This window comes from Streptantibioticus silvisoli, assembly GCF_027947535.2.
Taxonomy (GTDB): Bacteria; Actinomycetota; Actinomycetes; order Streptomycetales; family Streptomycetaceae; genus Streptantibioticus_C; species Streptantibioticus_C silvisoli.
The window spans coordinates 102,183-127,328 of the sequence record NZ_JAAGKO020000009.1; the positions used below are offsets into that span (position 1 = coordinate 102,183).

18 protein-coding genes and 1 pseudogene are annotated in these 25,146 nt (G+C 66.1%); 7 read left to right on the forward strand and 12 right to left on the reverse strand.

The features are described 5' to 3' along the window. The first annotated feature begins 341 nt into the window (after nt 1-341). Genes POF43_RS09425 through POF43_RS09440 form a run of 4 tightly spaced genes read left to right on the forward strand, consistent with a single transcriptional unit; the run spans nt 342 to nt 9,422 of the window. The gene (locus tag POF43_RS09425; protein WP_271322296.1) at nt 342-3,518 is read left to right on the forward strand and encodes a helicase-related protein; all 3,177 of its coding nucleotides are present in this window, start codon (nt 342-344) and stop codon (nt 3,516-3,518) included. A gap of 5 nt (nt 3,519-3,523) precedes the next feature. Continuing rightward, nucleotides 3,524-4,318 carry a DUF4391 domain-containing protein gene (locus tag POF43_RS09430; protein WP_271322301.1) on the forward strand — a complete coding sequence of 265 codons (795 nt, stop codon included), beginning with the start codon at nt 3,524-3,526 and terminating at the stop codon, nt 4,316-4,318. 16 nt (nt 4,319-4,334) lie between these two features. Continuing rightward, entirely contained in the window at nt 4,335-6,320 is a 1,986-nt protein-coding gene (locus POF43_RS09435) for a site-specific DNA-methyltransferase (RefSeq protein ID WP_271322295.1), read from the forward strand. Further along, complete coding sequence (locus POF43_RS09440; RefSeq protein WP_271322294.1) at nt 6,321-9,422, forward strand: restriction endonuclease; 3,102 nt, start codon at nt 6,321-6,323, stop codon at nt 9,420-9,422. Nucleotides 9,423-9,710: 288 nt separating this feature from the next. Here the strand turns inward: POF43_RS09440 and POF43_RS09445 are convergent, their stop codons facing one another. The 7 genes from POF43_RS09445 to POF43_RS09475 all read right to left on the reverse strand — a co-directional run bounded on the left by POF43_RS09445 (nt 9,711) and on the right by POF43_RS09475 (nt 15,486). After that, the gene (locus POF43_RS09445) at nt 9,711-10,460 is read right to left on the reverse strand and encodes a hypothetical protein (protein ID WP_271322293.1); all 750 of its coding nucleotides are present in this window, start codon (nt 10,458-10,460) and stop codon (nt 9,711-9,713) included. An 18-nt stretch (nt 10,461-10,478) separates the two neighbouring features. Next, a complete protein-coding gene (locus POF43_RS09450; protein WP_271322292.1) occupies nt 10,479-11,168 on the reverse strand; it encodes a pentapeptide repeat-containing protein in 690 nt (229 codons plus the stop codon). 79 nt (nt 11,169-11,247) lie between these two features. Further along, entirely contained in the window at nt 11,248-11,427 is a 180-nt protein-coding gene (gene amcA / locus POF43_RS09455; RefSeq protein ID WP_271322291.1) for a multiple cyclophane-containing RiPP AmcA, read from the reverse strand. Beyond that, a complete protein-coding gene (gene amcB / locus POF43_RS09460) occupies nt 11,424-12,581 on the reverse strand; it encodes a cyclophane-forming radical SAM peptide maturase AmcB (RefSeq protein ID WP_271322290.1) in 1,158 nt (385 codons plus the stop codon). The genes amcA and amcB overlap by 4 nt, the downstream gene beginning before the upstream one ends. 198 nt (nt 12,582-12,779) lie before the next feature. Next, nucleotides 12,780-13,277: an ATP-binding protein gene (locus tag POF43_RS09465; protein ID WP_271322289.1), complete on the reverse strand. Its 498-nt coding sequence runs from the start codon at nt 13,275-13,277 to the stop codon at nt 12,780-12,782. Nucleotides 13,278-13,690: 413 nt separating this feature from the next. Then, on the reverse strand, nt 13,691-14,254 hold the full coding sequence (locus POF43_RS09470) for a flavoprotein (protein ID WP_271322288.1): 564 nt from the start codon (nt 14,252-14,254) through the stop codon (nt 13,691-13,693). Further along, the gene (locus tag POF43_RS09475) at nt 14,251-15,486 is read right to left on the reverse strand and encodes a helix-turn-helix domain-containing protein (RefSeq protein WP_271322286.1); all 1,236 of its coding nucleotides are present in this window, start codon (nt 15,484-15,486) and stop codon (nt 14,251-14,253) included. The genes POF43_RS09470 and POF43_RS09475 overlap by 4 nt, the downstream gene beginning before the upstream one ends. Before the next feature lie 370 nt (nt 15,487-15,856). Here POF43_RS09475 and tyrS point away from each other — a divergent pair, with 370 nt between their 5' ends. Further along, nucleotides 15,857-17,260, forward strand: a complete 1,404-nt coding sequence (gene tyrS, locus POF43_RS09480) for a tyrosine--tRNA ligase (RefSeq protein ID WP_271322285.1) — start codon at nt 15,857-15,859, stop codon at nt 17,258-17,260. A gap of 51 nt (nt 17,261-17,311) precedes the next feature. On the opposite strand, the gene POF43_RS09485 is transcribed toward tyrS, so the two are convergent. From POF43_RS09485 to POF43_RS09505, 5 genes and pseudogenes are all read right to left on the reverse strand, one after another. After that, nucleotides 17,312-19,051, reverse strand: a complete 1,740-nt coding sequence (locus POF43_RS09485) for a relaxase/mobilization nuclease domain-containing protein (protein WP_271322284.1) — start codon at nt 19,049-19,051, stop codon at nt 17,312-17,314. 5 nt (nt 19,052-19,056) lie between these two features. After that, nucleotides 19,057-19,605 carry a MobC family plasmid mobilization relaxosome protein gene (locus tag POF43_RS09490; protein WP_271322283.1) on the reverse strand — a complete coding sequence of 183 codons (549 nt, stop codon included), beginning with the start codon at nt 19,603-19,605 and terminating at the stop codon, nt 19,057-19,059. 334 nt (nt 19,606-19,939) lie between these two features. Further along, nucleotides 19,940-20,656, reverse strand: a complete 717-nt coding sequence (locus POF43_RS09495) for a DUF2637 domain-containing protein (protein WP_271322282.1) — start codon at nt 20,654-20,656, stop codon at nt 19,940-19,942. A gap of 234 nt (nt 20,657-20,890) precedes the next feature. Next, nucleotides 20,891-22,042 (reverse strand): annotated as a pseudogene (locus POF43_RS09500) (DUF3631 domain-containing protein). 452 nt (nt 22,043-22,494) lie between these two features. Next, nucleotides 22,495-22,725, reverse strand: a complete 231-nt coding sequence (locus POF43_RS09505) for a hypothetical protein (RefSeq protein ID WP_271322281.1) — start codon at nt 22,723-22,725, stop codon at nt 22,495-22,497. Nucleotides 22,726-22,818: 93 nt separating this feature from the next. Here POF43_RS09505 and POF43_RS09510 point away from each other — a divergent pair, with 93 nt between their 5' ends. Beyond that, nucleotides 22,819-23,499, forward strand: coding sequence for a helix-turn-helix domain-containing protein (locus POF43_RS09510; protein WP_271322280.1), 681 nt, complete (start codon nt 22,819-22,821; stop codon nt 23,497-23,499). Then, nucleotides 23,496-25,109 (forward strand): tyrosine-type recombinase/integrase, encoded by a 1,614-nt coding sequence (locus POF43_RS09515; protein WP_271322279.1) that lies wholly within the window; start codon nt 23,496-23,498, stop codon nt 25,107-25,109. Before POF43_RS09510 ends, POF43_RS09515 begins: the two co-directional genes overlap by 4 nt. Nucleotides 25,110-25,146: the final 37 nt, after the last annotated feature.

The following is a 25,146-nucleotide window of genomic DNA, read 5'->3' on the forward strand; positions in this document are numbered from 1 at the left end:
GGAGCGGGAGAGAACGTCACGGTGTCGAGTTCGACGGACAGCCGCCGCGACAACTTCGCCTCCGCTGGCTGACGCGGAACGGCTGCCGAGCCGGCGTAGATGCTCAGGTACCACGCCGACGAGGTCCCGGCAGGGGTGGGGTCGGGTTGGCGCGGGCCTTATCCGGGGTGATGTCGTGAGTGCAAGGGGGACGGCAGGATCCGGCGCGGGGGAACCGGTCCTGGTCTCGGCGGCGGGCGGTGCCACGCGACGGGCCAGTCGCAAAGCGTCGGTAGCGTCCGTGTCGCTCACGCGCCCCGCGCAACAATAAATCCACGCACCCACCCCGGAGGTTCGGCTTCATGGTCCCCAGCGATGCAGGCAACGCGATCGACCGGTTACGCAAGCACCTGACCGGCGCCACACGCCTGGACTCGCTGTCGGAGTCGTTCTCCCTCTTTGTCTACGAGGCGCTCCAGGACGAGCTGACCGACGTCGAACTGCGTCTGCTCCTGCACGGCCACAGCCTCGAAGAGTTCCCTCTCAATGGGCTTGAGGAGGAGAACCTCAAGCGTGCACGACTGGACCAACACCGCATCGCCCGCGCGTTCGTTACCTGGGCCAAAGGACACCTCCGGGCAAGAACGCTTAAGCGGCGCACTCGCGGCACCTGGACGAGCGTCGACGGCCCGTTCCCCTATGCAGTCGACGGTGCGGGCCTTGAAGCCGAGAGCCTTGGCCTGGTGGCATCCCAAAATCTGTACTTCCCCCTGGAGACGACGGATGCGGACAAGGTGTCACAGACCATCGCCAACTTCGAGCGGATGTGGTGCGACGACGTAACCACTGGCTCTATCCAGGAGGAATTCCTCGCCGCTGCCCGGGCCCTCTTCGAGAACAGGGCTCCCGAGTCCGTCTACCTACGCGTCTTGACCTCCCTGTTCAAGGACTTTGTCGACGAGGCCGGCGAGGAGACTGCCGAGCGTGGCAAGACCGGATTCTATGATTCCGTCGTATGGAAAAAGCTCTACAAGTTCCAGCGCGACGGCGTGCTCGGCGCGATCGAAAAGCTTGAGCGCCACAACGGCTGTATAATTGCCGACAGCGTAGGCCTGGGGAAAACTTTTGAAGCCCTTGCAGTGATCAAGTATTACGAGCTGCGCAACGACCGTGTTCTCGTCCTGGCACCCAAGCGGCTACGCGAGAACTGGACTGTTTATCGTGGAAATGACAATCGCAATCCGTTGGCCGAGGATCGGTTCCATTACGACGTCCTCAACCACACTGACCTCAGCCGCATCAGCGGGTTATCCGGGGACATTGATCTGGCCAACACTAACTGGGGCAACTACGACCTCGTCGTGATTGACGAGTCTCACAACTTCCGCAATAATCCGCAGGTCAAGGGCCGAATTACCCGATACGAACGCCTCATGAATGAGGTCTTCAAGAGCGGCGTCAAGACCAAAGTCCTCATGCTTAGTGCCACGCCCGTGAACACACGCCTTGCTGACCTCAAAAACCAGGTTCTGTTTGCCACGGAGGGTAACGACCAGGCCCTGGCCACAGACGGGATCAAGAGCATCGCGGCGACCCTGGCCAAGGCGCAGAAGCGCTTTAACGAATGGCAGCGCATGCCTGCTGCCACCCAGAGCACGAAGTCCCTGGTCGGCACGCTCGGTATGGACTATATACGCCTGCTGGATCTGGTTACGATCGCCCGTTCGCGCAAGCACATACAGAAGTACTACGGCACCAAGGATGTAGGAAAATTCCCCGACCGACTGGTCCCGATCAACCTCATCCCGCCCATTGACACGGCCAACGCCATGATTCCGTTGGAGCAGATCAACCAGTCGATCCTGCGCTTGAACCTGGCAGCCTACAAGCCCACCTCCTACGTCAGCACGAAGTACGAGAGCAAGTACGCCGCCATGTACGACCAGAAGGTTCGCACAGGCGGTCAGCGCGTGTGGAAGCAAACCGACCGCGAGAAAAACATCGTCCATCTACTGCGGGTGGGGCTGCTCAAGCGTCTGGAATCCTCGGTCAACTCCTTGGACAAAACCCTCGGCAAGATCCTCGCCACCATAGACAGCGCGATTGCCAGCATCGACGCTTACGAAGCAACGGGGGACGAAGGAAACTCCATCGACGGCTTCGCTGACCTGGAGAACATCGACCTCGACGACCCCCAGTTCGAGGACACCGTGGGCGGCAACGTCAAGGTGTTCCTCGCCGACATCGACCGGATCAGGTGGAGACAGGAACTCCAGCAGGACCGGGACACCGTGGCTGCCCTGCTGTCCGAGGTGAAGGCGGTCGATGTCCCCCGCGACGCCAAGCTGGCCCGGCTCAAGCAATTCCTGCGCGACAAGGTCGAATACCCCACCAACGACGGCAACCGCAAGGCCCTGGTTTTCACCGCGTTTAGCGACACAGCAGAATATCTCTACGAGCACATAGGCCGCTGGGCCAACGAGGAGCTGGGGGTGCACGTGGCCTTGATCACGGGGCAGACCACCCGGACCACCCTCCCGATGAAGCGCACCCACATGGTCGACGTGCTCACAGCATTCTCACCGCGCTCCAAGGGCGGCGAACTGATTTCTCCGCAAATTGATATTGTGATTGCGACCGACGCCATCTCCGAAGGCCAAAATCTTCAGGACTGCGACACGGTGATCAATTACGATATTCACTGGAACCCCGTGCGCATCGTCCAGCGCTTCGGACGCGTAGACCGCCTGGGTACCATCAACGCCAGCGTCCAGCTCGTCAACTTCTGGCCCAACATGGACCTGGACGCCTACATCAACCTTGAGAAGCGCGTGGCCAGCCGCATGACTCTTCTGGATGTCTCTGCGACCGGCGAGGAGAACGTCCTGGACGTCATGTCTGGTGAGATGAACGATCTCGACTACCGGCGTAGACAACTGCAGCAGATGCAGGACACAGCTCCCACTATGGAAGGCCTCGCCGGCGGCCTGAGCATTACAGATCTGACCCTTTCCGACTTCCGCATGGACGCCGCCGCACGCCCCCGCGGCGAGATCCAGGAAATCACCGGGTGGCCCCTGGCCCTGTTCGGCGTCACCCGCTTCGACAAGACCCTGGCGGAGGACGGGCTCGCTCCTGGAGCGGTGTTCCTCCTGCGTGTGCGCGACGACGCGTTCACTTTCTCCAAGGCATATCCACTGGCCCCGTACGTACTCGCCTACGTAATCGACGACGGCAGCCTCGCCCACTCGATCGAGGAACCCAAACTGGCCCTCGACATCCTGCGCCACCACTGCCTGGGCCATCCCGAACCTGACGCCACCGCCCTCGCGGAATTCGAGAGGACAACCCGGTCGGGCAAGTCCATGACGCACTACCGCGGCCTACTGGACGTGGCGGTCCGCGCAGCTTCCGGCAGGGCCGAAGAGAGCATGGTGGCCTCCCTGTTCTCCGCAGGCCCCTCTCAACTGGGCACGGACGCCACCGCGCCCAGTCTGGAAGCCGTGGACCTGGTCGCATGGGTGGCCGTCATCCCGTGACCGACATGCCCCATCGGCACGACGGTGCCGGCTTGCTCGGCTTGCCCGAGGCGGCGCGCCAACAGCACCGCATCACCAAGAAGATGCTCGCCGCGCAGTTCGAGGATCAGGCACCTACCGATGCACGCCTGATCGCCAAGGCCGTGACCTTGGCTCAGCTGGTTGGAATTCTGCGACCGGAGACCATCCAGGTACCCAAATATCAGGACAGCGAGCGAACCGTCGTCGATATACCGGTCCTGGAAGTTGTCCTGGCAGGTAGGACGAAAGCGGCCGACCGGACCCGTGTGACCGAACTCGTTCACCGCAGCATGGCCAAGCCTGTGGTGCTGCTCGCGTATATGCCTGATTGCGCCACGACTCTCTCCCTGGCGCTCAGCCATGTCAGTCGCACGGACCCCACGCGGTCGACATCCGTGATCGACGCACACGTCGTGGTGCCGGCCGGGCAGATAGAGCCGGGAACCCTCCACCTGGACCGGCTCGACCGCACCAACATGTGGGCGCTGTACCGCGACCTAGTACGCACCGCCGCAGCCGACGGACGCCCCGCCAGCACAGCACTGCAGGCAGCCGACGCCATCGCACTGCGAAGACGGCTGACCGACCTGGAGCTCGAACTGACCTCCGTCGTACGTGACGCCAGGCGGGCGAAGAACCAGCAACGACGTATCGAACTCAACACCCAGGCACGGATGCTGCGCTTACAGATCGAGGGTGCCGCAGGCACCCTTTACCGCGCCGATCACAAGCACAGCGTGACTGACAAACGGCTCCCGACTCCACCCTCCTCACCATAGAAGAAAGACACCCGCTGTGACCCTGGACTTCGAACCGGTCAACAACCTGGCCGGCCCCGGCGAGGCCAAGTCGAACCTTGACGTTTTGGCCTGTCTTTTTCCCGACGCCGTCGTCGATGGCACCGTCGACGTCGATGTGCTCCGGGATTTCCTGGGTGAGGCCGCTGCCCCCAACAGCGCCGAGGCATTTGGCCTACGCTGGCCTGGAATGGCCGAGGCCCGACGCCTGTCCACTCTCCCGGCTACTGGCACACTCCTACCCAAGCCCGATGAATCCGTGGACTGGGATACCACTCGCAACCTTGTGATTGAGGGCGACAACCTTGAGGTCCTGCGTTTGTTGCGCCGTGGTTACACCAACAAGGTCGACGTGATCTATATAGATCCGCCCTACAACACCGGAAACGACTTTGTTTACGACGACAAGCGCACGACCTCTCAGGCGGCGCACGAGACGGTTGCCGGCCATCGCGACGATGGGGGAGTGCTCCAAGTCGGCAAGGGATCCGACCGCGCCCTGGACCGCAAGGCTGGCGCCTCGAAGCACACAGCCTGGCTGTCGATGATGTACCCACGTCTCCTTGTGGCTCACCACTTGCTTAAGGAGACGGGTGTCGTCATCGTCGCCATTGACGATACCGAACACGCGCGGCTGAAGTTGCTGATTGACCGAGTCTTCGGCGCAGAGAATTTCATCGCAAACATCATCTGGCAAGGCGTTAAGAAGAATGACTCTCGGTACGTATCCGACAGTCATGACTACATGCTTGTCTATGCCAAGAATGAGCCGCATCTTAGAGAAATGGGAACTCTCTGGAGAATGCGCAAGGGTTCAATTGATGAAGTATTGGGCGTGGCGGAGAGTTTCTGGCGCGATTCGGAGTGTGATTCGACCAAAGCGACGGAGATGCTGAAAACGTGGTTCTCTCGACAGAGGGGCAGGTTCTCGGCGTCCCTCACAAATTATAATCGCATTGACGACGAGGGGAGGGTCTACATGGGCGATAATCTTCGTTCGCCCAATCCTCGCGAGAATCTAATGTACGACCTCCCTCATCCCAAGACGGGAATTCCAGTTCGACGGCATCCGAATGGCTGGGTTTATTCCAAGGAAACCATGGCCGAAAAACTAGCCGAGGGGAGGATTCTATTTGGCGAGGATCATACATCACTCGCCTACTATAAGCGATATTTGGAAGAGCAGTCGAACGAAGTTGCCCTATCCGTATTCGAGCAGCCGCGCCGATCGGCTTCGCAGGCGCTGGACTTGCTTATGGGTGGGAAGATTTTTGACTTCCCGAAAGATGTTAATGTCCTCTCTCGTTGGATTGATCTCGTGGCTCAAAATTCGAAGGATGCTCTCATTCTCGATTTCTTTGCAGGGTCTGGAACTACGGGCCATGCTGTCATGAATCTGAACGCGGGCGATGGCGGCAGTCGTCGATACATCTTGGTCCAACTTGGCGAGCCCGTCGACGAGAATGAATACGACACAATCGCGGACATGACGCGCGAGCGGCTGCGTCGCGCAGGCCAGCAGATCGCTGCAAGTGGGACCCCCGACGCTCCGGATATCGACACTGGCTTCCGGTCTTACCGTCTGGCTTCCAGCAACGTGAAGGCATGGGACGGCACGGCCGAACAGCTCGACTTGTTCGGAGCCGTGGACAACCTCAATGCCGGGCGCACTACGGACGACCTGCTGGTCGAGGTGATGCTGCGTCAGGGCGTGGACTTGACCACGCCGCTGGAGAAACGCGAGGTCGCTGGCAGCGCCCTGTACAACCTCGCTGGCGCGCTGTTCGCATACTTCGGCACCGACATATCAGTCGAACGCGCGAACGAAGTTGCCAAGGCCCTCGTGGCCTGGCGCGACGAAGACCCGGGCGACGCCGACACCACGGTCGTCGTCCGTGACACGGGCTTCGTCGACGCCGCCGCCAAGCTCAACTTTGCCGCCGCCCTGGAGCAGGCCGGCTTCACCACGCTGCGGAGCATCTGAATGAAGTTTTCCTTCGATGCGGACCTCGATTACCAGCGTCAGGCCATCGACGCAGTCACGGGGCTGTTCAGGGGCCAAGAGGTCATGACCTCCCAGTTCACCGTGCATGCCCACCCGGCCGTCCACGCCAGCTTCGACGGCTTCTCCGACCTGGGCTACGGCAACATGCTGCGTCTGGACCCGGAGACGATCCTGGCTAATCTGCACGACATTCAGCACCACACCGGTCTGGCTCCGGAGACGTCGCTGGACTCAATGAACTTCACCATCGAGATGGAAACCGGCACGGGCAAGACGTACGTCTACCTGCGCACCATCTATGAGCTCCACCAGTTCTACGGGTTCACCAAGTTTATGATCGTGGTGCCGTCCGTGGCCATCAAGGAAGGCGTCGAGACGTCCGTCCGGATGCTGCGCGAGCACTTCGGATCCCTGTATGGCAATCCGCCGATGAGCTTCTTCCAATTCGACGGCGGCAACCTGTCCCGCGTGCGTTCGTTTGCCACATCGTCGAGCATCCAAATCATGATCGTCACTGTCGCAGCGATCAACAAGAAGACCAACAAGATCTACCAGCCAGCTGAAGACCTCGACTTCGAGGTACCCGCTGACCTGATCCGGGCCACGAACCCGATCATCATCGTCGACGAGCCGCAGAGCGTGTATGGCGACACCGGTATCGGCAGTAAAAAGGGTGCAGGTCGCGGCGCGCTGGAGGACCTCAACGCCCTGGCCACCCTGCGCTACTCGGCCACCCACTCCAAGGGCGACAAGGCCAACCTCGTCTACCGCTTGGATGCCATCGCCGCCTACGAAAAGCAGCTGGTCAAGCAGATCGAGGTCGACTCCCTGGTCACCTCTGCCAGCGGGACGACCCCATACGTCAAACTGCTTGGAGTGACACGAGGCAAAGGCGGAGCGTTCACGGCGCGGGTCGAGGCGGACGTCGAGCAGGGAAACGAGATCAAGCGCAAGGCTGTCACCGTGGACACCACGTCACGCCGCAACCTCGCAGACGTGACCGGCCGTGAGCTTTACAAGGACCTTACCGTGGTTGCTATCAATGCGGCCCAGGGGCAGCAGAGCATCTCCTTCGATACCGTCACGAAGCCACTGAATGTCGGCGACAGCATCGGCGCCGAGGTCAGCATCCCCGAGCGAGCCCGTCAGATGATCGCCCAGACCATCCGGCAGCACCTCCTCAAGGAGCAGGAGTTCGCAATCCACGAACGAGAGATAAAGGTGCTGAGCCTTTTCTTCGTCGATTCCGTGGCCAAGTACCGCGAGTACGGATCTGACGGCGAGGCACTTCCCGGTGAGTATGTGCGAATCTTCGAGGAAGAGTACACGCGCATTGCCTCCGAGCCGCAGTTCAACACCCTGCTGGGCGACTGCTCTGTCGGCACCGTCGCGAAGGAGACCCACCAGGGGTACTTCTCTGTGGACCGTCGAAAAGGAGGTGCACAAGTGCTGGTGGAGACCATTGAGACTACCGACAAGGGACGCCAGCAGGCGAGTCTGGCCTACGAGCAAATCATGCGGGACAAAGTCGGACTGACTACTCCGGGGACCCCCCTCCGGTTCATCTTCAGCCACTCCGCGTTGCAGGAAGGCTGGGATAACCCCAACGTTTTCCAAATCTGCGTCCTAAGGAACATGGGTACCGAGCGGTGGCGCCGCCAGTCCATAGGTCGTGGCCTGCGCCTGTGCGTGGACGGGGCTGGAAACCGTGTGCACGGCTTCGACATCAACCGCCTGACCGTGATCGCGAACGAGTCCTATGAGGAATTTGCCGACCGCCTTCAGCGCGAGATGGCCGAAGACCTGGGCATCCAGTTCGGTGTCATCACCGTAGACGGTTTCGCGCGCCTTTCCTTCAAAGCGGCAGATGGGGAAGTCTTCCGCGTGGGCTCAGCTGCCGCACAATTGCTGTGCCAAGCCCTGTTCCATGAAGGGTACATTGACGTCAAGGGAAAGGTGCAAGACCGGCTGCGCCAGGCAGTGCAGAGCGGCGATGCGAACCTCGCGAAGGTTGTCAAAGATTCCGTTCATTCAAAGAATGCAGCCAAGGAAGTGCTCGGGCTCATCAAACGCCTGGCCAAGCCAATGGACGTCAAGAAAGCGGGCGAACGCCTCGCGTCGCCCCTTGTTCAGGAACGCCTTGAAAGCCCTGAGTTCAAGGAGCTGTGGGATCGTATCCAGCACCGCACGGAGTACCGTGTCGAGGTCGATGAAGCCAGCCTGCGTGATGCCATGGTCAAGGCGCTCCGTGGCATGCTTCCTGTACCCAAACGTCGGGGCGAGTGGCTCACACACCGTGTTAAGCGCATCGATCATAGTGGCTTGACCACGGAAGCCGCCGCAGCGCGCCGTGCGGATGTCACTTACGCCGATAGCGAGGACCTGCCCGACATACTGTCCGTTCTTGCAGACCGCACTCAACTGACCCGTGCCACGCTCGCTCATGTCCTCACCGAATCCGGGACGCTCGGGCAGTTCCGGGACAACCCGCAGGCATACATCGACCAGGCAGGCCGTCAACTCAACATTACCAAGGCTGACTTCTTGGTCAAGGGATTGCGCTACGAGCTCGTGGACCCCTCCCGCCCCGAAGCAGAGTGTCGTTACACGCTCAGCCTGCTTCGCGACGCTGACCTCGCAGGGTACACCGGCCTCGGAGGGAATATCGTCTCCGACGCCGAGGGCAACGCGATCTCCTTTGAGAAGAAGTCCGTCTACCGTTACCTTGTTGTCGACTCGAACGCGGAGAAAGACTTCGCACTCGCACTCCTGCAGCGCCCTGAGATCAAGACCTTCGTAAAGCTGCCGTCCTCGTTCAAGATCCCGACCCCACTGGGAAACTATAACCCCGACTGGGCCCTGACCGTTGAACGTACCGATGGCAGTCGCTACATCGTTTTCGAGACCAAGGGCGTCAACGAGCTCGAACTGCTTCGCCCCATTGAGCAGGGCAAGATCACCTCCGCTCGCATTCACTTCGACACGGTCAAGGACAGCATCGGGATCGATGACCTTGAGTACGAGGTCATCAACGGCATCGAGGGAGCGACGTCCGTAATGGAACGAGACACTAAGCCGTAGCGTTCTCATTCAGGTCGAAGCGGCTATGCAGGTAAGCCTTGGAGGGTGTGGCCATTCGCCGGGAATTCACCCCCAAGGTTCACCCCTCCTTGTCATTCTATGATGAGATGCTCGTGGGACCACGAGCAAGCTGGAGAAGATACGGAGCCCGGCAGCGTTGCGTCCGTGGCACGGCATCCCACACCGCGCCACGGCCGATAGTTTCCCGCGTTGTCGCTCACCTGTGGGTGAAAAGATCACGAGCTTCGGAATCACGGGTATGAAGCATGGCCAGCGTTGAATTGTCCATCAGACCGGGACGGACCCAACGCCTGGTCCGACACCTCCACGCGACCATCGCCCCAGCCAGAACGCCGCCATCGACGACTGCAGCTGCCCCTCTGTCGAACCGTCGTGCGGCAGCAGCTCGGTAGGCGCGATGTAGCCGTCGCCCGGCTCCAGGCGGATGCGGAGGCACCGCAACGTCCGTCCCTCGGCGACGTACCACCGCACGTCGTCGGTGTGGGGGCACCGGGTCTCATCTCCCAGGTGAAGCCTCCGGCTCATCGCGCACACATCCAGGTCGGCCAGCAGCAAGTAGCGCGTCCCGGGACCGAAGTTGAAGCACAAGCGGCGGCGGGAGAGGTGCCGGGTGGCAACCGGCAGGCGGTCCCAGTTGTCGATGTGCAGGCCGATCCGCCGGCCGGAGGCGGGGTTACCGGTCGTGGTGAGCGCCTGCGGCTCGCTCACCACATACCCGAGGTACTCGGCTGAGGATCGACCGGGGAGGTGATCCGGCCAGAAGGTACCGGTTGCCATCCGGGCCAGTTCGTCGGGTTCGGCTTGGGGTAACCGCACCAACTCGACGAGCGCCACGTCCGGCGTGGTCTCTGCCGGTCGGAGCCGCTCTGCCAGGTCTGGGTCGAGTGGCCGCCACTCGCCCGTCGGCACGACGGCCGCGTCCTCGTAGTCCGGTTCGTGCTTGGTGGCTCGCAGGATTGCGACCTCGCAGCGCTCCCGCAGTACGGCGTAGTCACCGAACGCAATGTGCAAGCTCACGCCATGCCCCCTCAGCCTCTAGCGGTCGTCGTCCAGGTCTTCGCCATACGTGACGCCCAGTTCTGCCGCCAGTGCCTCGGCGAGCTGGGTCTGCTGGGCGCGGTCGATGACGACGCCGGCCAGCGAGCCGACGCCGCGGAGGGCCGAGAGGTCGCTGCCGCGCAGGTCGCAGCCCTGGTACTTGCCTCGCCCGAACTCCGTCAGACGTAGAACGCAGTCGTCGAAGACAGCGCCACCCAGGTCGCAGCCGTCGAAGGTGGCCTCGGACAGGACACACTGGGAGAACGCCAGCGGGCCGACGGCTCGCACCTGGTCGAAGGTGGCGTAGTCGAGCTTGCAGCCCTCGAACAGGACGTTGTCCAGGGTGACTCCGCGCAGGGCGGCTCCCAGGAGCTTGCAGTTGCGGAAGACCACACGCGAAAGCTTGCTGTCCGTCCACTGCGCCGCGCCCAGGTCGCTGTCGGCGAACTCGACGGAGTCGATCCGCACCCCGGTGAACTGCGTGCGCTGGGCGTGCAGTCCGGTGACGCGCCCGGTGATGAGATGGGCGTCTGCGAGGTCCAGGGTCCGCAGGTCCGCGTCCGCGTAGGTGAAGTCCTGGACGGTGCCTCGACCGCCTTCCAGTGAGCGGACGTTGGAGAGGTAGATGCCGGGTTCGTTCAGACTGGGCAGCGTGACGCTGACGCGGCCGAAGGTGCGGTTCTGCATTGCTTCCTTTGCGAGTTGGGTGAGCCGTCGGCCGGTGGCGCCTTCCTTGCGGGGAAAGGGCCACCGGCCTGCGGGCCTTCTACTTCTTGTTCCAGTTGTCCCACGTCGGCTGGTTGTTCCAGGGCTGGGCGGGGAGGTTGTCCCAGGTCGGCTGGTTGTCCCAGTCGGCGCGGTGCGGCTGGGGGGAACGACGGGTGGCGGCTATCAGCTCGGTGACGGCCGGGGTGTCGGCGGTGGCGAGGTGTTCCAGGAGTGTCATGCGGTTTGTTCCTCTCGGACGGTGTCGGACAGGGCCAGGACCAGGGCTTGCTGGGAGACGCGGCAGTAGTTCGTCTCGGTCGTGGCCAGGCTGCCGTTCTCGAAGTAGCGATTGCCGGCCTGCGCTCCCCGGCAGAAGTCGAAGAACTCGCAGGTGGCCTCGCACTCGTCCAGGCCGGTGAGGAACTCGCGCACGTAGCGCAGCCGGTGCGCGCCGTCCAGCATGGCGGCGATGGACTGCTCCCGCACGTTTCCGGCCCGGAAGTCGTCGTATGCCGGGGCGGTGGTGTCGGCCAGTTCCGGTGAGAGCAGCACCACGTCCCCGTTTACGGAGATGGTCGGTATGGGATCAAGAAGGCGCCCCTCCTGCGCCCCGGTCCGGGGACTGCGGGCGAGTTGGAGGTAGTCGCCGAGGCGGTCAAGCTCGCGCACCCGCGGTGCACCCGCACGGCGGCGGCTCCAAGCGATGGTGCGACGCCAAAAGTCGGTGGCGAGCTCGCGTGTCGGAGGCTGTCGCTCGGTATTGACGCCCTCGACCTCCTCGATGTTCAAGCCGATGGTGTCGCAGCCCAGATCGGCCAGAAAGTCGAGCAGACTCTCGGGCTCGTGGATGCTCTCCTGGCTGACGACCGCGATGGCGGAGAACGCGATGTCCCGCTCACGAAGCCGTTCGATACCCCTCCTGATGCGGTCGAACGCGGGCTGACCCCTTCGATCCATACGCTGGGCGTTGAGTGCGGCCGGCCCGTCGATGCTCACCCCGACCCGGAACCCGTGGTCGGTCAGGAAGTCACACCAGGCGTTGGTGATCAAGGTGGCGTTGGTCTGGACGTAGTGGCGCACCCGTCCTTCAGCGCGCAGCGGCTCGAACGGCGCGAGGAGACCGGCGAAGCGGCGGATGCCCAAGGCCATGGGCTCTCCGGCGTGCCAGACGATGCCCAGCGGCTCGCCCGCAGTCTCCTCGGTCAGCTCGGCTGCCGACCGTGCCACGGCGGAGGCGACCTCGACCGACATGTGGTCTCTCTGGTCGCGGTCTCGTAGGTAGCAGTAGCCGCAGTCCAGGTTGCAGAACTTGGTTCCTTGGACGACCAGCGTCTGCGGCCGGGGTGCGATGCGCTCGGCATAGCGGGCAGCGTCGTTGGATTGCTTCATCATCTCGAAGGGTCTCCTGGGAAGTTCATCCTCTGGGGTGGTCGGCAGAGGATGATGTTGTGGGGCGGCCTCCGCCGCAGAACCAGTCCCCGGCTTACCGGCGTTGCGTCCGTGGCCTGCGACGGGGGCCCGGGGTGTCGCGCGCGTAGGAACATCAACGTCGGCCACGAGGCCCGGGGGCGCGGTGGAGGTTGCACATCCTCAGGTCGCCCGCAGTCCGACCAGCGCGCGGGCCACGGTCAGCGGCGGCACTTGGTCCCCGCGCGGCCCGGCAGGCGGGTGGCGCCCAGTGTCTGGCACGAGCGACAGCTCGGCCCACACGGCCTTCAGCCCCGGCGTCGGGTAGTAGAAGCCCCATCTGGCGCTCATGCAGTCCACCAGAAACAGCCCTCGGCCGTTCTCGGCGTCCTGGCCGGCGGACTTGACCACCGGCGGGCGCGGGTCGTGGTCCTGGACCTGAAGTACGAGGCGAGGTGTATCGAGCCACAGCATCAATCCGACGGTGCCGACCTCCGCCAAAGGTGAGTGCGAGGAAGGCTCCTCTGTCGGCTCCGCATGCCGTATGGCGTTGGTGGTCAACTCGGAGACCAGAAGCCGAGCCGTCTCGACGAAGTCGGGCGGGACCTGCCAACGGGACAGGACGTCGACGGTGTGCCGCCGAGCCCAGGACACTGCGTTCAGGGTGTCGGCCAGCGTCAAGTGGCTGAGTCTGGGGCGTGCTTGTGACACAGAGTGCCCTCCCAGGCCGGGAGTGGGGGTTGGTGTTCGCTGGCTCGTCTGCCGGATCTCGCACTTCAGCGCCCTTTGTGCGGGCGAGGTCGGGGCGAGCCCGGGGAACGGGAGTGGTGGTCGGCGGTCCGGCCTTCTCAGCCTCTCCGCCACGCGCGGAGGTGTTGGACCCTGGCATCGGGCGACGACCGGCAGAGCGGAAAACGGCAACTGGAGGCCCGAACGGGCCGTACCGCTCGACACGGTGGTCCGGCTATGTGGCTCCCGCGCTTGCTGCTCAAGCATCTCCGGCATGGGAGTAAGCCTCGATGCCCCATGAACAGAGGACCCGGACAGACTGTCCGGGTCCTCTGTTCATGCAGATCAGGAGAGTTGACGAGCTGTCATTCCGTGGCTCGGTCGATCGCCTCCAATACCGCCGCCCACGGCAAGTCGCGCCCTGCCAGCGCCGCGCGTGGCTCGTGCAGTGGCCAGACGTCCGGGCCGTAGACGAGGTGAACGTCGGCCTCGCGCAACGCGGCGAGGTGGCCCCTCCATGCGGGGTGGCGGGCATGGGCGGCGTTTACCCGGGGGAAGACGACGACCGGTAGTCCCAGGGTGCCGATGGCTTCTCCGACTTGCGTCAGGGCCTGGTTGTCGGCGATACCGGTCGCGAGTTTGGCGACCGTATTCGCGCTGGCGGGGGCGACGACGTAGCAGTCCACGCTCGGGTGCGGCCTCGCCTCGCCGGGCAGCCGTGGTGCGTCTCGTACGGGCAGACCTGTCAGCTCCTCCAGCCGGTCTGTCTCGCCGCTCATCCGTAGCCAGCGGCCGGCTGTCGGCGTGACCGTCACGGCAACCTGCCACCCGCGCGCCAGAGCCGGTTCCACGAGCCCGGTGCGCAAGGCTTCGACTCCGCCGGCGCTCGTGCCCACGACTCCGAGGACTCCGCGTTTGTTGGTGTTCACTGCACCGCCCTGCATCGTTGAGCCATCATGAACAACTCCGACGAGCGAGCGCTGCCGGTGATCGGGGATTGCTTGATCAGGTCCCGCAGCGTGTCTCGTACACGGGGATTGTTCCGTACAAGCTGCGCCGACGTGTCCTCGGCCGCACGCAGCTCCGCCAACGCACGGTCCCCCTGGCCTGCCAGCGCGAGGGCACGGGCATAGTCGATGCGGTGGGAAACGCCTCGCTCCGGGGGCATGTGATCCACCTCGATCTGACCGTGTTCCACGACGTACGAGATGTTGTCGAGGTCGAGTTCGGCGGACAGCCGATGCAGAACGACATTCGTCGGCCCGAAGCTGGTCTGCCAGTAGTTCTCATCGGAGCCGAGCTGGTCGGCGAGTGCCTCGGCCTGGTTCAGAAGACTCGTAGCTGTGGAACGGTCCTGGCGCCGCGCCGCAGCGATGGCTGCACGTAGATGGACCATGCCGAGCAGACTCAACGCGGCTGGATCGTTCTGATCGACCCGGGCCGACAACCACACCGCCGCGGTGTGACCCAGCTCCATCGCGTCGTCATACCGGCCATTGGCGAGCAGGGCATGCGTGCCGGCCCGCGCGGCGGACGCCAACACCAGCGGGTCGCCCGATTCGTCGGCGGCCCGCATGGCTCGCTCGGCAGCGAGCCACGAGATGTCGGATTCCCCGATCTTGGCGAGCGTCGTGGCGGCGAGGTGGTGTACCCGGGCGGAGACAGCCCAGCAGTCCCGGCGTTCCCCGGCGGAACGCGCAGCGCGGTCCTCAAGCTCCTGGGCGGTCTGAAGAAGGCCGGGAAGCCCAGCGATCACGTTGCCGAGCCGACCAGCCTGGTAGTCGTCCCACCTCTGTTCCACGAGCTCACGCGTCGGACCGGGGCTCGGGAGCTGCGCTTCGGCCTCCGGGCCGAACAGCAACCGGGAGAGACGACGCGGACTCATCAACGCGTCCCGCACGGCCGGGACATCGTCCTGTTGCCTGTCGTCCTCCATGAGCACGGGTTGGCCGACCAGTTCCCCGAGCGGCACGCGGAGCACTCGGGCGAGTTCGGCAAGCATGTCGATACGCGGCGGTTTGCGCCGACCGGCCTCCGCCTTGGCCAGCCAGTCGGTGCTGCGGCCTACCAACCCGGCCAGTACCTGCTGCGTGTAGCCGCGGCGCTTCCGGTGGAACGCGATCCGCTCGCCGATGCTCAGGTGATCTCCGAGACCACGCATGCGTGCTGCCTCCTGTGGTGTAGGGGCGACTCCCACGATAGCGACGCGGCAACGAGGCGCACGGGGTACGGGACTTGGGCGATCCCTGCATTGCCCAGCTCAGCGTGAGGGAGGCAACGGGCGAAGACGCTGACGATCTGTCCGGGTCTGAGGAATCAGCGGAAGTACTCGCGAGCGGCCGGGCACGGTGATCGATGACCTTCAGCAGACCAGCACCCGGCTCGCGACGAAGCGTCGCTGCGGCCAGCGGAGAAGGACGCGGCCATGGGCCGATATTCGATGCACTGGACCACCACGCATTCGATAACGTCGCCACTCCCAATCCCATACTGGCCCAGCCAGCTGTCCGACCCAGGAGCGTATAGGCGCCATGAGCCGTTTGCGTGAGTCTGTCACCCGTGTCATGCACATCCTCGACGGGGCGGACCTGGGCGCGGACTATACGGTCGCGCAGCTGCTGGGCGAGACGACAGCACGGCGCTCCCTGGACCTCTCCGACCTCTCCCCCCAGGAACAGGCGGCCCTGGTCGAGGGGCGCGCGATCAACCTGATTCCCTCGGCGACGGTGCTCGCCGAGAAGATCGAAGCCGCTCAGGCGGCGGGACGTCCCTTCGTCGTCAAGTACGGCATCGACCCCACCTCGCCCGACGTCCACCTCGGCCACGCGGTACCGATCATCATCGCCAGCCGGTTCCAGCGTATGGGCCACCACGTCGTCTTCATCATCGGCGACGTCACGGCCAAGATCGGCGACCCATCGGGAAGGTCCTCGGAGCGACCGCCCCTCACCGACGAGGACATCGCCCACAACCTGAGCGGTTACCAGCAGCAGGTCACCCCGTTCATCGACTTCAAGCGCGCCGACCTGCGCTTCAACGGCGAGTGGCTGAACAAGGTCTCCCTGCCGGAGCTCATCGGCGTCCTCGCCCGGGTTCCGGTCTCCATGACGCTCCAGCGCGAGGACTTCCGTAACCGCCTCGCCGAAGGACAGGGGCTCTCCGTCGCCGAGTTCGTCTACTCCGTCGTCATGGCCTGGGACTCGGTCGCCATCGACGCCGACGTGGAACTCGGCGGAGTGGACCAGTTGCTGAACCTCCAGATGTGCCGCAAGGTCATGGAGATCTCTGACCAGACCCCCGAGGTCGTCATCACCACCCCGCTCATCGAGGGCACTGACGGCACCGGCGCCAAGATGAGCAAGAGCAAGAGCAACTACGTGGGCTTGTCCGCTTCGCCGGACGAGGTCTACGGCCGGCTGATGTCCATCCCCGACCACCTCACCGAGCCCTACCTCCAGCTGCTCACCGAGTGGACCGACGACGAGATCCGCGTGATCACCAAGGGCCTGGAGGCGGGAACCACCCACCCGATGGCGGTCAAGCGCCTCCTCGCTGGCGAGGTCGTGGCCGCTCTCCACGGCCTGGACGCTGCTGCCGCCGCCCGCGCCGAATTCACCGCCCGCTTCTCCAAGCGGTCCTTCGGCGACACCCAGAACCTGCCGGTCGTCTCCCTGAAGGACCACGCCGAGGACACACTCGGGGCGTTGATCACCCGCACGCTGGACTTTGCGCCCAGCATTTCCGCCGTACGGCGGGTGGCCCAGCAGAACGGTCTCCGCCTGATCCGCGAGGCGGACGGAGACCAGCAGAGCACGCCGCTCGCGGAGGCCGCTGTTCAGCAGACGCTGAGCTCGGTCGTCAGCGAGGGCGGGGCGGTCGAAGGCACCGAGCTGTACCTCAAGGTGGGCCGCAAGGTCGCCCGCATCGACGCCTGAGAACGAGACACGGCGCCGACCCACCCGTGTGTGTCGGCGCCGTTGTTGGTTCTATCGGCGTTGTCGACGCTGCTGCTCGGTGGCTGCCGCGGCTGCCGCCAAACATTCCTGATCTCGGGTCTGCCGGGCGGGGACGGCAGTTGCGTTCGTTGAACGCATGCGGGCAGCTTCGGCAGTGCGGTTGGGTACCGGGTTGCGGCTGGTGTGCTGGATGCGGGCGATGAGGACCTTGGCGGGTAGGCGGGCGGTGGTCAGTTCGCGGCGGCCAGCGGCTTCGGTGAGGAGCCGGACCGGGCGGTGGCCGCCTGCTTCGGCGTCGGCGAGCACCGTTGCCAGTGCTGGCCAGTTGGGGTCGGTGAGGATGCGGTCGGCGTGGTCGGGGACGGCAGCACGCACGTCGTTGGCGAGGGTGTTGCGGGTGTCCTGCTTGGGCTGACGGTGGAGAAGTTCGGCGATGTGCGGGGCGGCGGCCTGGTCGTAGGCGGCTTGGAGGTGCTGGACGGTGTGGCGGGCGGCTTCGGCCTGTTGGGCGTGGTCTCGGGCCTGGTGCCAGCGTTCGGCGAGGATCGCCGCCCAGACGAGGGCGGCGATCAGGACGGCGAGGGCGCTGCCGTCCTTGCCGCTGCCCGCGTTCACCAGGTCGCGGGCAGCGGTACGCAGGCCGGCCGCGGTGGCGTGGTCGGCGCGGATCCTGGAGCGTTGGGCGCGAGCGAATGCCCTTGTTGCGGCTCGCAGTTCGGCGTGGAGGGCTTCGGGCGCGGTCTGGGCGGTGGCCTCGATCAGTTCGCCGAGAGCGGTGACCTGGGCTTGGGCTCGTGCGTCACCACTGCTGCCGTCCTGGTCACCATCAACGATGTCGATGCTGAAGGTGTCGAGGGCGTCGGTGGCGTGCTGCCAGGGGGTGCTGGGCCGGTTGCGGCGGGCGGTGGGGTGCTCCTCGGGCTTGCCGGCTTCGAGGAGGGCTTGGAGTTTGGGCAGGGAGAGGTCTGGGGCGATCTTTCCGCCAGGGATGTAGTTCGGTGCTCCGTTGGTCTTCAGGTCGCCGGGGCGGGCGACGGAGTAGCCCTGGAGGTCGCCGGAGGGGAAGCGGCGGATCTTGACCTCGACGCCGTCGGCTTGGAGGTAGGCGAGGAGTTCCTCGGGACTGGCGGCGTGGGGGATGGCGGCGCGGATGCGGTCCTGGAGCCATTCGCGGCTGGTCTGTTCCCAGCCGAGGCGGGCGGCCTTGTGCATCTCGCCCTGGGTGGGGCGGCGGCTGGCGGTGCCGTCGCCGGTGGCGAGTCGGCGCAGGCCGTAGTCCTTCTCGATCTCCCGGCACTCGGCTCCAGCCCGTTTGCCGCTGTCGTGGAGTTTGGGGCGGCGGCCGTCCTCGCGGACGGTGGTGGCGAGGATGTGGATGTGGTCGTCGGCGTGGCGGACGGCGATCCAGCGGCAGGCGAGGTCGTCGCCGGCGGGGCCGATACCGGTGCCCTGGACGATGCGCTCCGCGATCTCGGCCCATTCGGCGTCGGAGAGGTGGCGGTCTTCGGGGGCGGCGCGGACGGGGCAGTGCCAGACGTGGTCGGTGACCTGCTGGCCGAGTTCGCTGTTGCGCAGGCGTACGGGCTCGTCCAGGTGGCGGGCGAGTTCGGTGAGGGTGACGTGTTCGTCGCGGCCGGGGTCGGGCATGCCGAAGGTGGCGAAGCCGGCGACGATGTGCGGGTCGTGGTGTTCGTCGTGGCGGCCGGGTCCGTAGAGGTAGGCGAGCAGGCCGCGAGTGTTGGAACCGGCCTTCTTGATCGATGCGATCACGCTCGTCACACCTCCTGGTCGGCGGACTGGCGGAGGGCTTCGGCGATCTGCTCCAGCAGGTGGCGTAGCTCGACGAGGGTGTGGCGGATGTCGGCGGTGGGTTCGTATCCGCTGTTGAGGGCGCGGGCGATCTGGTTGACGTTGTTGGAGACGCCGCTGAGCAGGCGCAGGACCCTGGCGCGGAAGTGGTGGGTCTGGCGGCGTTCTTCCGCCAGGGGCAGGTCGATGAAGAACCGGCCGTCGGTGAAGGCCAGGACGACGTCTGCGGCGAATCCGGAGACGCCCCGGTAGCCGTTGGCAGCGGCAGCTGCCCCCAGCCGGGCCTCCTGGTCAGGCTCGAACCGCAGAGGGCCGACGCGTTCCGCGCGCTTGACTCCGGTGAAGCGGCGGTTCTTCAACTCGGCACCGCCCGGGGCCGTCGCGGCGACGGGCTCGCCCGGCGGGAGGTTGGTCAGGATCTGCTGCTGGACGGCGAGGAGTTGCTCCGGGTCAGGGCCGCCTTCGGCCCTGACCCCCTGGCCCGGCGCGCCCTCGCGCCGGGCCGTCTCCGCCACCCCCGGGGCGGAGGCCCCCGACAACCGGCCCCGAGTCGGACTCGGGGTACTACTGGCTCCGCCAGGAGCAGGTGTCCCGAACGCGCTCCTGATGCGGTCGACCAGGCTGGGAGAGCGCTTCCGGGGTGAGCGATCGCCGTCGCAGTGGTCCGCGTGAATATGGGGATCGAACGTCACGGTCGTCTCCGAAAGGGGTGCGTGAACGGGGTCATGAGGGTGAGCGGACTGCTGCTGGTATCCACAGCGCTGTGGACGACTGACGACGGTCGGCGACTCCTGACCGCCGGGGTGGTCGTATGGGTTCCGACCACCCCGGCCGCCGACGAACCGAGGGTCAGCCCGCGGCCAGATCGGTCTCGGAGGTGGTGTCGGCCTCGGTTCGTAGCGCCGTCATCACCTCCGTCAGTCGCTCACCACCGACCTTGAGTCCCTTGTCCCTTATCGCCTGCAGGACCACCGCACGGGAGAGTCGGCCGTATTCAACTGCGGCGATGTGCCCGATCTCCATGAGCTGGTCGATGGTGGCGTCGGCAGGCCGGCCGTTCCGACGCGCCGGGTCCGGCTGTTCGGTAGGGACATCTGGGGTCGGGGCAGGTTCCGGCGAGGGCGTCCCCGTGGCCTCGCGGGTGATGAGGATGTGGAGGTGGACGGCGCCCGCCAGAGCAAGCGGTGCGACCGTCGACAGGATGCCGACGGTGCCGTTCCCCAGGTGGAGGATCCCGGCGGGAGCTTGCTCGTTCAGGCGTACGGCGTGCAGGGCGTTGGCCCAGATGCTGGCGATGGTGGCGGCGCCGAACAGGGTCCAGACATACAGACGAGCCCGGAAGGGCGCCGTCCGGAGGACGAGGAGGGCTCGGACGCTGTAGGCGATGAACCCGTCGATCACGAGGGGGAACAGGTACATGAGGAACCCGCGTACGTGAATGGCGACGGCCATCTGCTGGAGGGCGTCGTACGAGAGCGCGCATCCGGCGGCTCCGAGAGCGACGACGGCCGCGCGGTCCCAGGCGGTGACACGGTGACGGGCGGGATGGGCTGAAGGAAGGGCCATGAGTGAGCTGGTTTCCAGGAGGCCGCCCCTGCGCTCCGCTCCGTTCCGGGCAGGGCGGAGCGCAGGACGACGGCGGTGGTCGGGTGTGAAGGACGTGCGGGACTCGTCCCACCCGTCGCGTGCCTGGTCAGGCAGGTACGACTGGTCCGGCTGATGCGGGTGGACTCGTTGCGGGCGCGGGACTCGTCGCCGCGTTGACCTGCGGTGCGACGGGTGGGACGAGTGGTTACCGCATCAGCGCGGGCGTTCGGAGGCGTTCTCGGCCTCCGCAGCGGGAGCCGTGTCGTCGGGGCAGTAGCGGGCCCAGGCGTCGGTGAACTTCGCGCGGGTGAAGGCTTTGGCCTATCGGCCGGCGTCGAAGCGGCAGTTGGCGGACTTAATGCCGAAGTCCTTCAGCAGCAGGCCCAGATGACGCGGGTTGAGTCCGGCGGTGCCGTAGTCGGCCCAGGGGGCTTCGCTGTCCTGGCACAGGGCCGTCAGCAGGTCGTTCGTCCGCAGGACCTCGGGGTCGCCCCGGTCGGCGAAGGCGGTGCGGATGTCACGCAGGAGGCGGGTCTTGAGACTCGACTCGTCCTCCTGCCCGGCTTCGGCGGCGCACATCGACGCGCAGACCGACCGCGCCCGCTCCGGCCAGTCACCGCCCGCCAGTTCGGCCACGATGACCAGCGGCTCCCAGGTGTCGGCCGCCCGGTCCTTGACCGGCATGGCCGGGACCAGTTCGGCGGCATGGTCCAGCAGCGGGCGCAGCCAGGCGGCGAGGCGGTCGCGCAGGGCGTGGAGGGCCGGGATGTCGCGGCGGGAGCGGAACTGCTCGACCCTCTCGCCGTCCTTGCGGCGCTGCATGCGGATCACGACGGCGCGGTCCATGACCGTGTCCGGCAGGTCGCCGATACCGGCGAGCGCGGCCATCGCGAAGGTGGGGAAGGCGACCGGCTTGTGTTCGGGTCCGGCGATGCGCAGCGCGGGCCGGTTGCGCTGGTGCCCGGCGTTGAGGAGGCCGCGCAGTTCCTCGTTGCGCTCCGCCGCCTTGATGCTGCCGAAGATCGTGTCGGCCTCGTCCACCAGCAGCGTCGGCGGGTCCTCGCCGATCGCCCGGAAGACCACGGCAGGGCTCGTGTTGACCGTGATCAGCGGTCGGTGCACCGTCTCGGTGACCACGTCCAGCAACCGCGACTTGCCGCAGCGCTTCGCCGGTCCGACGACCGCCAGGCGCGGCGCGTGCTGCAACGCGGGCTGGACGTGCGTGGCCGCCACCCAGAGCGCCACCGCCGTCAATGCCTCGTCGCTGGGCAGGATCACGTAGCGCGCGATCGCCTCCCGCAGTTCGTCCAGCAGCCGTGAGCCCTCGACCTCGGTCGGCACGGACTCGGCGACGGGTTGTCCCACCGGGACGCCGGCCTGCGCGACGGGCTCGGCCGACACGTCGGCGGGAGTACCGGACGGAACGGACGGCTCGGCAGCGGCGCCCGACGGCACCGCGTCGGGTGCGTCCGCCAGGTCCTCCTGCACGTCGTCCTGGCGCTGGACCAGCCCTCCGCCGGGGACGGCGACCGGCGGCCAGGCCGGCTTGGTGCGTGCGGGATCGCAGGCGGATGTCGTAGGTTTCACGCGGTAGCTCCTCGTCCGGCGGCTGCGGGCTTGCACGCCCTGGTCGCCGTGTTGGTTCGTCACGGGCCGTATGGGGAAGCTGGGGCCTCCGGCGTTGCACCGCCGGGGGCCCATCCCCGCCTCGCGGGCGTCGGGACGCCGCGAGGGAACACGGACGGTACGTCCACGCCCTGCGGCAGTCCAGCGCCGTTGTGTCAGCTGAACGCAGAATGGCGCTGAGCTCGCCTCCGTCACGCCGCAAGCCCCAGCAGGCTCAGCAGATCCGCCGTCACCACCCGGTACGCCCTGCCGAGCCGCAGCACCCTGCATGGGTAGGCACCCCGCTTGGCCAACTCGTAGCCCTTGCTCCGGCCGAGCCCCAAAGCCCGGTTGCCGGTGTCGAGGTCGACAGCGGCAGGCAGGGCCAGAAGCTCTTCCCGGGTCATCCCGTACGACCGGTCGGCCGTCGTCTCGTCTCGCACGCAACGGTCCTTCGATTACAGCCCTCGGCGAACGCGCCCATCACGTCCGTCTCCAGGCCCTCCGATCCATGATGGTCGAGCTAATGTGTCTGCATGACACAGAGCCGTAATCACACTGGACCGGATGACGAGGACGACGTACCCGAGTGGGTCGACCAGGTCATGGCCACCGTGGCCGCCGAAGTGAGGCGTCGCAGAAAGGAGATGGGCATGAGCGCGCAGGACCTGGCCGACGCGTGTGCCGAACGCGGCCACCCCATTCCGCGCAACGTCATCGCCAACATGGAGTCCGGGCGCCGCGCCACCCTCCCCCTGGTCGACGTCATCGTGCTGGCGGATGCGCTGGAGACCTCGCCGATCCTGCTGCTCTACCCCCTCGGCCACACCGACCGGGTCCAGACGCTCCCGCTCACCGATCCGGAGTCCGCCTGGGACGCGTTGCTGTGGTTCACCGGCGAGGCGAGCGGGCTCCTGGGCGGAGAGGACCCGATGCTGCGCGCCTTCCGTGCCCATCAGTACCACCAGGCCGCCGCCCGCACCGCCGCCCGCGACGCGGACCACGCCCGTTGGGAAGCCCGCACCGCCAACACCCCTGAGGAACGGGAGGACGCCCAACGCTCGGCCGACCACTACGCCGCCACCGCCGCCCACCACAGGGATCGGCTCCGCACCGCGCGCGCCTTCATCCGCGAGGACGGCGGCACGCCGCCACCGCTCCACCCCGATCTCCACGGCATCGACCCCGAGGCCGACGACCCGGAGGAACACCTTTGAAGGGCTCCACGCACCGCCGTTGCTACTGCCGCGACCCCAGGACCGGCAAGCCGCTCGGCAAGTCCTGTCCCAAGCTCTCGGGCCGCAAGCACGGCTCCTACTCCATACGCCAGGAACTCCCACCTCGCGAGGACGGCACCCGCCGCTCCTTCAGCCGCGCCGGGTACGGCAGCCTCAAGGACGCCCAGGCCGACCTCGACCACGTCCGCGCGCTCCTCGGCCTCGTCGACTCCGACGATCCGGAAGGCGTCGCCCTCATCGCCGCCATGCTGGAGGAGGTCGGCGACGAGAAGACACCCCTGCCCGACGTCGAGGAGACGCGACGGCGCCTCAAGTCCGGCCAGGACCTCATCGGGCGCCTCACCGTCGGTGAATGGCTCGACCGGTGGCTGGCCGGCAAACGCATCCGCAAATCGGGCGCCAGCCGCTACGAGACGGACATCCGCGTCCACCTCAAGCCCCGCCTCGGCCACCTCCGGCTCGACCGACTGCGCGTCAGTCACCTCACCGAGATGTTCACCGCCATCGCCGAGGCGAACGCGGTCATCCTGGAGGAGAACGCTCAACGCCAAGCGCTCGTCGATGAGTTGGCCACCGTTCCGTGGAAGGGGGCCGAACACCGGGCACGCCGCAGGGCCCTGCGCGACGCGCTTCGCGCGATGCCACCGTTCCGGCGGGTTACCGGAGCGGCCACGCGGCAGCGCGTCCGGGCCACGCTCCGGGCCGCCCTGAACGATGCCATCGCGCAGCAGATCCTCACCTTCAACCCCGCCGCCCACGTCGAACTCGACCCCGTACGCAAACCCAAGGCGCTCGTGTGGACGGACGAGCGGGTGGCCCGGTGGGAGCAGACCGGCGAGAAGCCTTCGCCGGTCATGGTCTGGACGCCCCAGCAGACCGGCGCCTTCCTCGACCACGTCGCGGACGACCGGCTGTACGCCATGTGGCACCTCATCGCCTTCCGCGGCCTGCGCCGGGGCGAGGCGTGCGGGCAGTCCTGGTCCGAGACCGATCTGGCCCGCCACACGCTCACGGTGACCACCCAGCTCGTGCAGGACGGCTGGGACGTGGAGAGCTCCGACCCGAAGACCGACAGCGGCTTCCGCGTGGTCGCCCTCGACGACGACACGGTCGGCGTCCTGGAACGGCACCGCAAGCAGCAGGAAGCCGACCGCGCCGAGTGGGGCTCGGCCTGGGTGGAGACCGGCCACGTCTTCACCCAGGAGGACGGCTCCTGGCTGCACCCCGGCAAGATCACCGACTACTTCGAACGCCTCGTCGCCTCCTCGGGTTTGCCGCCGATCCGGCTGCACGACCTGCGCCACGGGGCCGCGACGCTCATGCTCGCGGCCGGCGTCGACGTGAAGGTCGTCTCCGACACCCTCGGCCACAGCGACACCCGGATCACGCGTGACGTCTACCAGAGCGTGTTCCCCGAAGTCGCCAAGGACGCGGCCGAGGCGACCGCGAAGCTCGTACCGCTCCAGCGCAAGACGGAGGCGGAGGAGACCGCGCGCGCTGCGGAGAAGGCCCGGAAGGCCGCCAAGAAGGCGGAGAGGGACCGGGCCAAGGCCAAGGAGCCGGGCAAGCGGAAGAAGCCCAAGAAGTAGGCCCCTGGCCCGCTCCGCTCACGCATCGCTCACGCAG

Bases quoted from the DNA above. Each gene is read 5' to 3' on its own strand.
- POF43_RS09425 (WP_271322296.1), top strand. From the start codon at position 342: ATGGTCCCCAGCGATGCAGGCAACGCGATCGACCGGTTACGCAAGCAC.
- POF43_RS09430 (WP_271322301.1), top strand. From the start codon at position 3,524: ATGCCCCATCGGCACGACGGTGCCGGCTTGCTCGGCTTGCCCGAGGCG.
- POF43_RS09440 (WP_271322294.1), top strand. From the start codon at position 6,321: ATGAAGTTTTCCTTCGATGCGGACCTCGATTACCAGCGTCAGGCCATC.
- POF43_RS09450 (WP_271322292.1), bottom strand. From the start codon at position 11,168: ATGCAGAACCGCACCTTCGGCCGCGTCAGCGTCACGCTGCCCAGTCTG.
- amcA (WP_271322291.1), bottom strand. From the start codon at position 11,427: ATGACACTCCTGGAACACCTCGCCACCGCCGACACCCCGGCCGTCACC.
- amcB (WP_271322290.1), bottom strand. From the start codon at position 12,581: ATGATGAAGCAATCCAACGACGCTGCCCGCTATGCCGAGCGCATCGCA.
- POF43_RS09475 (WP_271322286.1), bottom strand. From the start codon at position 15,486: ATGCGTGGTCTCGGAGATCACCTGAGCATCGGCGAGCGGATCGCGTTC.
- tyrS (WP_271322285.1), top strand. From the start codon at position 15,857: ATGAGCCGTTTGCGTGAGTCTGTCACCCGTGTCATGCACATCCTCGAC.
- POF43_RS09495 (WP_271322282.1), bottom strand. From the start codon at position 20,656: ATGGCCCTTCCTTCAGCCCATCCCGCCCGTCACCGTGTCACCGCCTGG.
- POF43_RS09510 (WP_271322280.1), top strand. From the start codon at position 22,819: ATGACACAGAGCCGTAATCACACTGGACCGGATGACGAGGACGACGTA.